This is a genomic window from Mycolicibacterium sp. SMGY-1XX (assembly GCF_059132455.1).
The window spans coordinates 6,004,994-6,016,162 of the sequence record NZ_CP101139.1 but is presented as its reverse complement, the minus strand read 5'-3'; the positions used below and the strand labels follow the sequence as shown (position 1 = coordinate 6,016,162).

Here is an 11,169-nt window from a genome sequence, read left to right as displayed (position 1 = left end):
GCACGGTCACTTTTCTCCGTTGCTCTCTACGCTGCTGATCGCAGGCCTGGTGGGGGTCAGAGGGGTCTGGGTGAGACCGTGGACGGTCTTCTCCCAGAAGAAGGGACGGAATACGAGCTGGTAGATGGCTTTGAGCGCGGCCACCGACTGCAGGACCCAGTAGAGCGGGACCAGCAGGGCCGCCCACCACAGGTACGGCTTGCCCTGGGCGTAGCTGACGACCAGGCCGACGAACACCGCCATCGGTGCGACGATCACGAACAACGCCAGACACAGGTAATAGGTGAACGGTGGGAACAGAAAGCTCACGAACGGTGGCCGGCCTGCGATCCAACAGAGCAGCGCGAACCAGAACAGGAGGTTGAACGCGTTGCCCAGGGGGACAGCACCGATCATCGTGATGAGCCGCAGGATCGCCTTGGTGCCGATTTCACGTCTGAGTTGAACCGGGTGACGAAGGTGCACCATCATCGTTTGCAGATAACCCTTGTACCAACGGGAGCGCTGCCTGACCCAGTTGATGACGTCGGAGTTGGCCTCCTCCAAGGTCACCGAGTCCAGGATGATCGTCCGGTAGCCGTACCGGGCCAGGCGGACGCCGAGGTCGGCGTCCTCGGTGACGTTGAACTCGTCCCAGCCGCCGACTTCCCGCCACACCCGGGTGGGCATGTGGTTGGAGGTACCGCCGAGGGGCACCACACAGCGGGCGTCCTGTATGGCGGGCAGCACCACGCCGAACCACTGATCGTATTCCAGCGCAAACCATCTCGTGAGGAGGTTCTGCTTCTCGTTGAAGTAACCGAGGCGGCTCTGCACGCATCCGACATCCGGCGATGCGCGGCGCAACGCCACCACGGCCCGCCGCAACTGGAGGGGTTCGGGGATGTCCTCGGCGTCGTAGATGGTCATCATCTCGCCACGCGGATCAGCCAGCAGCATTCCGTAGTTGCAGGCCTTCGGCTTGGTGCGGGGCATGCTCGGCGGCACCAGCACCACGCGGATGGATTGCAACTGGATGTCGGCCACCGCGAGCTGTGTGGCCAGGTCGTCCTCTTCGATCAAGAGCAGGACTTCGAGCTTTTCGGCCGGGTAGTTCAACTGACCCACGCCGGTGACGAGATTGTGCATGATCGTCGGTTCGTTGAAGACGGGCAGCAGCACCGTGTAGAAGGGCAGTTCGTCATCGGGAACCGCCAACGCTTCGGCGTCGCTGATCTGCACCAGTGACGGCGAGGTGAAACCTTTCACCAACAACCAGTTTCGGTCCAGCGACGTGAAGAGGTAACACACCGCCACGAATGTCGTTGCCACCGCTGCTGTTCCGTCCGGAATCAATGCGAAGGCGAGCACAACCAGCCCCACCACCACAGCGATGCGCACAATCGAGCGGCGGTCGAGCACCGTGCGCGCGGACAGGTGAGGCGGCAGCTGTGCCGAGCTGAATTCGTGGTTCACTGCGCGAGATTCCCGGCAATGGCCGGAGTCTGCTCGCCGAGGAGCCGGGACACCACGGCCTCGGTGTTGGCCCGGGCGATCGGATTCACCACACCCGGCTCGGAAGGCTGCTGGCGCAGCGTCCACAAGGTGGGCTCGATGAACGCCGTGTGCAGCGTGAGGGGTTGTGGCTCCGGCGCGGCCTGATTTCTGCTCTGACTGGTCAGCACCGTCACCTGCTGGAAGACCGCCCCGCTACGCCAGATCCAGGTCACCGCGTCCCAGTCCGTCGCGGAATTCGTGGTAGCGGAGTCCGCGTCGCTGTGGGCCGATTTGATTCCGGCCGGGGCTGCGACCTGGGCATCGAAGGGCGTGTAGTTGACCGGCACGGCCGACGGGTACCAAATGGCGTCCGTGAAGTCCTGCAGGCGCGCGAGATCTGGGGACGTCATGACGTCGACCACGGTTTCGTAGGCGCCGGCGTCATTGGCAACTCGATACCGGTCCAAACTGGAGCCCGGGCCCAGGAAACGGGTGATGAACGGGAAGCTCTGCGCGCGCTCGAGTCCGGTGTTCTGGATCCAGTCGGTGTTGACCTGTTCCACCGGCGCCGGCCGGGTCATCGGCAATTGCAGGCAGAGCATCACGATCGCAGCGACGACGAGCACCGCGTAGGACTGCGGCCTGCATTGGGGGAGAGGGGATGTCGCGACGGTCTGCTGCGCTCGGCGAGGTGCCGTGATCCGGTGCAGCGCGAGTACCACCACAACAGGAACGGCGCCGGCGGCGACGACCACACGAACATAGAGGCTGGTGTCGATGAGCAGGACGACTGCGAGGCTGGACAGTCCGAGGTTGATCAGCGTGCTCAGCAATCGTCGGCCGAATGAAACGAAACGGGTGGCCAGGAACACCGCTACGGTCCCGATGAAGGCGGAGACCAGGGCCACTGCTGTGTCCGATCCGCCCAGTTGAGCGGTCATCAACATGACCGGCATGACTGGCGCGAGGACAAGACCGAGCACCCACACGTTCCACAACCGAAGGACATGACGAGCGGAGAAGACCACCATCCCGCAGGCAGCCACCCAGATCAGGAAGCCGACGTTGTCGATGTGCCACAGTGCGGCCAGTGACGGCAGGCGGCGTTCGATCAGGATGATTGCGGCGAACCCTCCGACGCACAGGAGAGCGGCCGCGATCCAGTCCGACTCGGCGTCGATGACACCCCTGGGGGGATGGCTGTATCCGGCCGCCACCAGCCCTGCCAAGACCGGCGCGATGACCAGGTAGGCGGACTGCGAGCCAGCGAAGGCGGTGCGACCGGCCTCACTGAGCTGAACGAAGTAGGCGAGCACACCGACGAAGAGGACGAACCAGATCCGGGCCCACAGCTCGGGGTTGACGGCCGGGCGCGCGGATCGGACAACATCGTCGAAGCGATCCAGCTCCACACCGGCGGCGCCGGCAGCGTTCGAATCGGCTCGGTACAGGGGGAGATCGATGGACATGTTCTCTGTTCTCGATTACGGGTCGTGTCGTCCGGTGACACGACCAGCGGTATGGCGGTCGGTTTGCCTCCGTCGCAAGCGATTTCGGCGGCCTGGACTCTCCCCCTCGAGTGCAGGCAAAACGTGCTTCAAATACGGTGGAACGCCCCCCGCACTGCGTTGCCGATGCGGCGCGGTTCGTCGAGGGGAGTCCGGGCGATCGATCGGCCGGTGATGTCGCTGACCAACTTCCAGCATCGCAAGACTGAGGCCTAGCTAATACTGACGAACTGGAAAAAACGTTACTGCATGCAAATCTAGCAAACAAAGTCGATACGCTGTGATCTCAGTCACAACGGGTTTGAGGGGTGTGGGTCACCGGCCACCGCAGGTGAGTGGCGCGCCGACGTGGGCGTGCCGTGAAGCGCAGACGTGGCGGTGAAGGCAGCGGCGTGGCTACGAGCCCAATGGCGTTGTGGCGCTCAGGAAATCGGGTTTTCCACCGTCTGTGGCTGCCCCGCGGCGAGCAGGCGATTCACCACTACCTTGGTGCTCGCCAGGACAATCGGATCCACCACACCGACCTGCAACTGCTGCTGACGGGTCATCCACAGGGCGGGCTCGACCACGACGTTGTGCACCGACAGTGGTCTCGGCGCGGGTGCCGGGACGCCTCTGGCCTGACTGGTGATGACGGTGACTCGCTGGAAAGTGTTGCCGGAGCGCCACACCCACGTGACGGCGTTCCAGTTGTGGGCGCCTTGGGTTTCGGCGGCATCGGCGTCGCTGTGTGCGGTCTGGATGCCTGCCGGGCTGTCGGGCCCGGTGTCGTAGGGCGCGTAGTTCACCGGGGCCGACGACGGATACCAGACTGCATTGGAGAAGTCTTGTAGCCGAGCCAGATTCGGTGAGCTCATGACATCGACCACCGTCTGGTACTCGCCGGATCCGCCGGGGGCCCGGTAGCGGGTCAGGGTGGCATCGGGGCCGAGAAAGCGCGTGATGAAGCCAAACTCCTCGACAGGATCGAGGGTGGCGGCAGCGATCCAGTCGGAACGCACCTCCTCGACAGGGGCAGGGCTGGTCATCGGCAGGTGTAACCACAACATCGCAACAGCAGCAACCGCCAGCGCGACCCAAGACTGGGGCCTGCGCCGCGGCACCGTCGCTTCGACAGCGGGAACTTCGATGCGACGACCCGAACGTGCGAATCGGTGTGCGGCAAGCACGGTGATCAGCGGGACGACACCGGCGGCGACGACCACCCTGAGGTACAGGCTCACTTCGGCGAGCACGAGCACAGCTGCGATGGCGACGACGGCGTTGGCAGTTGTGACGAGCAATCGCCGGCGCAGGTCTGCGAACCGGGCCGCCAGGTAGACCGCGAACGTGCCGAGGGCCGCCGAAGTCATGGCGATCGCAGTGTCGGATCCGCCGAACTGAGCCGTCAGCAACATGAAGGGCACAACCGGTGCCAGTAACAGGCCCGCCACCCAGATGTGCCACATCCGCAGCATGTGGCGAGCGGAGAAGATGACCATGCCGCTGGCGGCGACCCAGATCAGCAGTCCAGCGTTGTCGATGTGCCACAGTGCCGCCATGGTGGGCAGGCGACTCCCGATCAGCCATAGCGCGGCGAACCCCGCTGCTGCGACCAGGATGGCACCGATCCAGTCCGACTCCGCGTCGCCCACTCCGCGCGGCGCGCGGATGTAACCCGAGGCCACCAGGCCGGCCAGTACGGGGGCGACCACCAGGTATGCCGATTGAGAACCGGCAAAGGCAGCGCGGCCGATTTCACTCAAGGGGACGAAGTAGGCGAGCGTCCCGATTGCCAGGACGAACCAGATCCGCGTCCAGATCTCCGCACGACTCATGCGGGGATGTGCGGATACGGCAACGTTCGGTGTTCGATCCCAATCGTCGCTGGCTACGTCGGCGTGAGTGGAACCTGCACTGTACGCGGAGGTATCGGGGGCCATGTTCTCTGTTCTGACTACGTGCCACGGTCGTTGTGGCAAAGGCCTACAGTACGCATCTTGCGGTGCGGCCGCCGGGCAAGGCGGCGCCAACCGCGTGTCGGTTCGACAACGTTTTCGTTGTCGATTCGCTTCAGCCCCGCGGTTTCGGGGTTGATCGCCGGTGCGCGGGTGCGAAATGAGTGGTGGAGGCCATCTCGCTCCGCACGACGGGCGACGTGCTCACATCCATGCGCTCGTTGCCCCGGTCCCGCCGCATTGCCCCCCGGCAATCGCAACGGGTGAGGGTCGACACTCGACGTCGCCCCGGGCGGGAACGGCGGCGAATTCGACCATGGCTCGACTTTCTTGCCGGTAGAGTGCGACCGGCTTCCCAACGTCGGCCTGCATTTCCAGCATCGTGATTCTGGAATCGATACGTTATTTACGAACTGGCAAAAACGTTAGCTGACGCGATTACAGCAAACAAATACATTCGGCTGTGACCTTGATCACAACTGCGTTTGACTCGGTTAGCCAGGGGGGCCTCTGGATCGTCTCGGGAAGATGCGGAAGGCTGTAACGGTGCCGCAAGGACCGGGTTTTGCCTCCAGCATCTACGTCGCCTCACCAGAAGGTGACACCGGCAAGTCGACCATCGCGCTCGGCATTCTCAATCGCCTGACAGCCACGGTCCCCAGGGTCGGGGTGTTCCGCCCGATCACCCGGCTCGGCGAGGTACGCGATTACATCCTCGAGCTCCTGTTGGCTCAGACCTCGGCCGGGCTCACCTACGAGGAATGTGTCGGCGTCGGCTATCAGGAACTCCACGAAGACCCCGACGCCGCCATCGCGCAGATCGTCGACCGCTATCACCGAGTTGCCGACCGCTGCGACGCCGTGCTGATCGTGGGCAGTGACTACACCGACGTTGCGAGCCCGAGCGAACTCGGGGTCAATGCGCGCATCGCCGTCAACCTGGGCGCGCCCGTGGTGCTCGCCGTCCGCGCCAAAGGTCGGACACCGGACGAGGTGGCTCAGGTGGTGGAGCTGTGCCTGGGCGAACTGCGCGCCCAGCACGCCCATGCCGCCGCCGTCGTGGCCAACCGATGCGAGCCGGCCGAGCTCGAAGCCGTGGCCGCCGCGCTGAGTCGGTTCGAGCCCAAATCGTATGTGCTGCCGGAAGACAAACTGCTGGTCGCGCCGTCGGTGGGTGATCTGCGCACCGCTGTCGGTGGCACGCTGATCAAAGGTGACGAGTCGTTGTTGGGCCGCGAGGTGCTCGATGTCCTGGTGGCGGGTATGACGGCCGAGCACGTGGTCGAGCGGCTCACCGAAGGCGTTGCGGTGATCACCCCCGGTGACCGCTCCGATGTGGTCCTGGCGGTGATGAGTGCTCATGCGGCCGAGGGCTTTCCGTCTCTGTCCGGTGTGATTCTCAACGGCGGCCTGGACCTGCACGACTCCATCGCCGCCCTGGTCGACGGGCTGCGGCTGCGGCTGCCCATCATCGCCACCGATCTCGGGACCTTCGCCACCGCCAGTGCCGTGGCCAATGCACGCGGGCGGGTGACGGTCGACTCGGCGCGCAAGATCGACACCGCATTGGAACTGATGGACCGATACGTCGACACCGCCGATCTGTTGGACCAGCTGGCCATCGAGATCCCGACGGTGATCACGCCGCAGATGTTCGAGTACCAGCTGATCGACCGCGCACGCGCCGACCGCAAACGCATCGTGCTGCCGGAGGGTGACGACGACCGGATCTTGAAAGCCGCCGGTCGTCTACTCGACCGCGGCGTGGCCGACCTGACGATCCTCGGCGACGAGGCAGCCGTGCGGGCCCGCGCGGCCGAGCTCGGTGTCGACCTGTCGGCGGCGGACGTACTGGACCCGCGCACCAGTGAGCTGTGCGACCAGTTCGCCCAGCAGTACGCCGAGATCCGCAAGAAGAAAGGCGTGACGGTCGAGCAGGCTCGCGAAATCATCCACGACGTCTCGTATTTCGGCACCATGCTGGTGCACAACAACCTCGTCGACGGCATGGTCTCCGGAGCGCGGCACACCACCGCGCACACGGTCCGGCCGGCGTTCGAGATCATCAAGACGCTGCCCGATGTGTCCACGGTGTCGAGCATCTTCCTGATGTGTCTCGAGGATCAGGTCCTGGCGTATGGGGATTGTGCGATCGTGCCCGACCCCACCGCTGAGCAACTCGCCGACATCGCCATCAGTTCGGCGCGCACGGCCCAGCAGTTCGGGATCGAGCCCCGGGTGGCGATGCTGTCGTATTCGACGGGCACGTCCGGCACCGGAGCCGACGTGGACAAGGTCCGTTCCGCCACCGAACTCGTCCGCCAGCGTTCCCCAGAATTGTTGGTGGAAGGCCCCATTCAGTACGACGCCGCCGTGGAACCGTCGGTGGCGGCCACCAAGATGCCGGATTCGCCGGTGGCCGGCCGCGCGACGGTACTGATCTTCCCGGACCTCAACACCGGCAACAACACCTACAAAGCGGTGCAGCGCAGCGCCGGCGCGATCGCCATCGGTCCGGTGCTGCAGGGCCTCAACAAGCCGGTGAATGACCTGTCGCGAGGAGCATTGGTGTCCGATATCGTCAACACGGTGGCCATCACGGCGATCCAGGCGCAAGGCAAGTGAACGACGAACGCACCGTTCTGGTGCTGAACTCCGGCTCGTCGTCCGTCAAATTCCAACTGATACAATTCGATAGCGCCGCCTCGATCGCGCACGGCATCGTCGAGCGCATCGGTGAGGACAACTCGACGGCCAAACTCGTCTGTGGCGATCAGGAGTTGCGCCGCGACGGCGCGATCGCCGATCACGAGGCCGCACTGCGCACCGCATTCGAGCTCTTCGACGAGGCCGGGGCCCGGCTGGGTGAGCAGGGCCTGGTGGCGGTGGGGCACCGCGTGGTGCATGGCGGTCAGGAACTGTACCGTCCGACCGTCGTCGACGACGCACTGCTGGCCACCATCACCGAGCTGGCACCCCTGGCTCCGCTGCACAACCCGCCGGCGGTCCTCGGTATCGAAGTCGCGCGCAAGGTACTGCCCGACCTGCCGCACGTCGCCGTCTTCGACACCGCGTTCTTCCACGATCTGCCTCCCGCCGCCGCGACGTACGCGATCGACCGAGATGTGGCCAGTGAGTGGAAGATTCGCCGCTACGGGTTCCACGGGACGTCCCATCAGTACGTCAGCGAACAGGCCGCGGCATTCCTGGGCGTCCCGCTGCAGAGCCTCAACCAGATCGTGTTGCACCTGGGTAACGGCGCATCGGCGTCGGCGATCGTCGGGGGCAGGCCCGTCGACACCTCCATGGGACTGACGCCGATGGAGGGCCTGGTGATGGGAACCCGCAGTGGGGACATCGATCCCGGCGTCATCATGTATCTGTGGCGAGCAGCCGGGATGAGTGTCGAAGACATCGAGACCATGCTCAACCGCCGCGCGGGGGTGCTGGGCCTGGGCGGGGAGATCGATTTCCGGGAGCTGCACACACAGATCGACGCCGGCGACGCTGATTCGCAGTTGGCCTACGACGTCTACATCCACCGGCTGCGCAAGTACATCGGTGCCTATCTTGCGCTGCTGGGCACCGTCAACGTGCTGACCTTCACCGCCGGGGTCGGGGAGAACGACGCCGCGGTACGCCGCGACGCCCTGTCCGGTCTGGCCCCGCTGGGCATCGAACTCGACGAGCATCTCAACGACAGCCCCGCCCGCGGCCCCCGGATCATCTCGGCGGAACGCTCACCGACCACCGTGCTGGTGATCCCGACCAACGAGGAACTCGCCATCGCCCGGGCCTGCACCGCAGTCCTCTAGAACCACGCCGAACTCAGAAGGTGGAGGGCGGTCGCACCGTGTTGGCCATGTCCACCAGCGCATACCGATGCGCCTGGGTGGGCGCCACCCGGGCCAGCGCCCGCAACGACGCCTCGACGCCGAGCTGCAGGCCGTGCGCAGTGAACGGGAAGCCCAGGATGTGATTGGTGCTCGCCTCGTTGTCGGCAATCCAGTCCATCGCGGTGCCCAGCACCAAAGCGCGCAGCTGGAGCACGCGGGGCTCGCTGTCGGGCAGCGCCTCCACCCGGCGTGCGGCATCGCGGATCTGCTGTTCGGTCAGTTCACTGGTGGAACGCCCGGACAGCAGGGTGACCGCACTGGTGAGCCGCGCGGTGGTGAAATGTCGCGACGTGGCGGGCACCTGGTCGAGGGTTCGAACCGCGGCTTCGCGTTCGCCGTTGGCCGACTGCGCCCGCGCCAGGCCGAAACCCGCTGAGATCACGCCATTGTCGGTGTTCCAGACCGTGCGATAGAACTGCGCCTCGTCGGCGTCGCCGGCCAGCTCCGCGGTCGCGGCCAACGCGATCTTGGGGGCCAGCTCGCCGGGCAGAGTGTCGAGGACTTCGTTGAAATGTTTGATGGCTGAGTCGTAGTCGGCGGTCAGTAGATCGGACACGGCGCGGAACCAGACGAGCCGCCATCGCCAGCCCACCCGATCGGCGAGGTCGTCGAGCTTGCGGGTGGCCTTGGCGACATCGCCGAGATCCAGCAGCGCCCGCACCTCCATCAACGGCAGGTCGGTGGACTCCGACAGGTCGATCTCGTCGGAATCCAACGTGCCGTGCCGGGCGGCGCGCAGCGAGTCCAGCGTCTGCACCGGTTGCGACAGCAACGTCGCGCTGAGCACCTTGGCTCCGACGTCGCTGGGGTCGACCAGCGGGACGGGCAGTGCCGTCACGATCTCGCCGGCGGTCAGCTTCTCCGAGTGCGGCTGCCCGTCGAGGTAAACGTCGGTGTGGGCCACCAGCAGATCCACCCCGAACGTCGACCGCGACGGTGAGAACATCGTCGACAAGCCGGGACGCGGGACGCCACTGTCCTTGGCCACCACTTCGCGCAGCACACCCAGCAACTGACTAGACATCTCGTCGGCGCTGGCGAAGCGCCGGCGCGGATCGCGATCGATGGCGCGGCGCAACAGCCGACCGAAGCTGTCGTACTCCTTGAGCACCGGGTCGTCGTCGGGCAGCCCGTCGACGTAGCGGCCCTTGCGGGTTTTCAGCTTCAGGGTCAGCGCCGCCAGCGTCCGGCCAACGGTGTAGATGTCGGAGGCCACCGTCGGGCCCGTCCGCACGATCTCCGGGGCCTGATAACCCGGGGTGCCGTAGAGGTATCCGAACGAGTTGATCCGGGACACCGCGCCGAGGTCGATGAGCTTGAGCTGCGATTCGGTCAGCATGATGTTCTCGGGCTTGAGGTCGTTGTAGCACAGCCCGATGGAGTGCAGATACCCCAGCGCGGGAAGGATCTCGAGCATGTAGGCGATGGCCTGGGCCACCGGCAGTCGTGTGCCTCGTGCCTGTTTGAGCGACGTGCCGCCGACGTACTCCATCACGATGTAGCCCACCGGCTCGCCATGCGAATCCGGGTGCTCGACGAAGTTGTAGATCTTCACGATCGACGGGTGGACCACTTCGGCGAGGAACTGGCGCTCGGCCATCGCGATGGCCTGGGCCTCCGCGTCACCTGAGTGCACCAGTCCTTTGAGCACCACTGGTCGCTCGTTGACGTTGTGGTCCACGGCCAGGTACACCCAGCCGAGACCGCCGTGGGCCACGCAGCCCTTGATCTCGTACTGGTCGGCGACCATATCGCCGGGCCCGAGCTGGGGCAGGAAGGAGTACGCGCTACCGCAGTGCGGGCACCAGCCCTCCGAGAGCGCTTTGCCGTCGGGGGTGGACCGCCCGACCGGTTTGCCGCAGTTCCAACAGAACCGTTTCGATTCGGCGACAACCGGATTGGTCATCAATGCGGCGAACGGATCGATCTCGGGAACGCGCGGAATCTCCACCAGGCCACCGCCCAGGCGCCGGGTAGGGGAGATGGCCCGCGTCAGCGCGACGGTGTGGTCCTGCGGTTCGGTGCCTCCACTGGAGATGAAGGTGCCCTCGGAGTCATCGTCGAAGTTCGGCCGGAAAATGGCCTGGGTGGCCATCGGGCGCAGGGTCGACATGGAGTCGAAGAGAGCCTCGGCAGGCTGGGTGCCCGGTCCCTCGTCGTCGTCCGTGTCCGGCCCATGCTCGATGATTGCGCCCGGCCCTTCCTCGGTACTTGCGCCCGGCCCTTCCTCGGTCTCCTTCGTCGACCTCGTGGACCGGTCGGTGGTCTCGTGCGTCGACCTCGTGGACCGGTCGGTGGTCTCGTGCGTCGACCTCGTGGACCGGTCGGTGATATCGGAGTCACTCATTCGAC

The 11,169-nt window shown here is 65.4% G+C and carries 6 protein-coding genes; 2 read left to right on the top strand and 4 right to left on the bottom strand.

Annotated features, from left to right (window positions below; translation table 11 throughout):
* Positions 1 to 6 precede the first annotated feature (6 nt).
* The 3 genes from NL241_RS28730 to NL241_RS28720 all read right to left on the bottom strand — a co-directional run bounded on the left by NL241_RS28730 (position 7) and on the right by NL241_RS28720 (position 4,801).
* Positions 7 to 1,455, bottom strand: a complete 1,449-nt coding sequence (locus NL241_RS28730) for a glycosyltransferase family 2 protein (protein ID WP_494395725.1) — start codon at positions 1,453 to 1,455, stop codon at positions 7 to 9.
* A complete protein-coding gene (locus NL241_RS28725) occupies positions 1,452 to 2,945 on the bottom strand; it encodes a hypothetical protein (protein WP_487696667.1) in 1,494 nt (497 codons plus the stop codon). Before NL241_RS28725 ends, NL241_RS28730 begins: the two co-directional genes overlap by 4 nt.
* A gap of 461 nt (positions 2,946 to 3,406) precedes the next feature.
* Positions 3,407 to 4,801 carry a hypothetical protein gene (locus NL241_RS28720; protein ID WP_494395724.1) on the bottom strand — a complete coding sequence of 465 codons (1,395 nt, stop codon included), beginning with the start codon at positions 4,799 to 4,801 and terminating at the stop codon, positions 3,407 to 3,409.
* A gap of 648 nt (positions 4,802 to 5,449) precedes the next feature.
* Here NL241_RS28720 and pta point away from each other — a divergent pair.
* Both pta and NL241_RS28710 read left to right on the top strand, forming a co-directional pair.
* Complete coding sequence (pta, locus tag NL241_RS28715) at positions 5,450 to 7,546, top strand: phosphate acetyltransferase (RefSeq protein ID WP_494395723.1); 2,097 nt, start codon at positions 5,450 to 5,452, stop codon at positions 7,544 to 7,546.
* Complete coding sequence (locus tag NL241_RS28710; protein ID WP_494395722.1) at positions 7,543 to 8,736, top strand: acetate kinase; 1,194 nt, start codon at positions 7,543 to 7,545, stop codon at positions 8,734 to 8,736. The genes pta and NL241_RS28710 overlap by 4 nt, the downstream gene beginning before the upstream one ends.
* Before the next feature lie 13 nt (positions 8,737 to 8,749).
* On the opposite strand, the gene NL241_RS28705 is transcribed toward NL241_RS28710, so the two are convergent.
* The gene (locus NL241_RS28705; RefSeq protein ID WP_494395721.1) at positions 8,750 to 11,164 is read right to left on the bottom strand and encodes a serine/threonine-protein kinase PknG; all 2,415 of its coding nucleotides are present in this window, start codon (positions 11,162 to 11,164) and stop codon (positions 8,750 to 8,752) included.
* Positions 11,165 to 11,169 lie beyond the last annotated feature (5 nt).

Bases quoted from the DNA above. Each gene is read 5' to 3' on its own strand.
- NL241_RS28725 (WP_487696667.1), bottom strand. From the start codon at position 2,945: ATGTCCATCGATCTCCCCCTGTACCGAGCCGATTCGAACGCTGCCGGC.
- NL241_RS28720 (WP_494395724.1), bottom strand. From the start codon at position 4,801: ATGAGTCGTGCGGAGATCTGGACGCGGATCTGGTTCGTCCTGGCAATC.
- pta (WP_494395723.1), top strand. From the start codon at position 5,450: ATGCGGAAGGCTGTAACGGTGCCGCAAGGACCGGGTTTTGCCTCCAGC.
- NL241_RS28705 (WP_494395721.1), bottom strand. From the start codon at position 11,164: ATGAGTGACTCCGATATCACCGACCGGTCCACGAGGTCGACGCACGAG.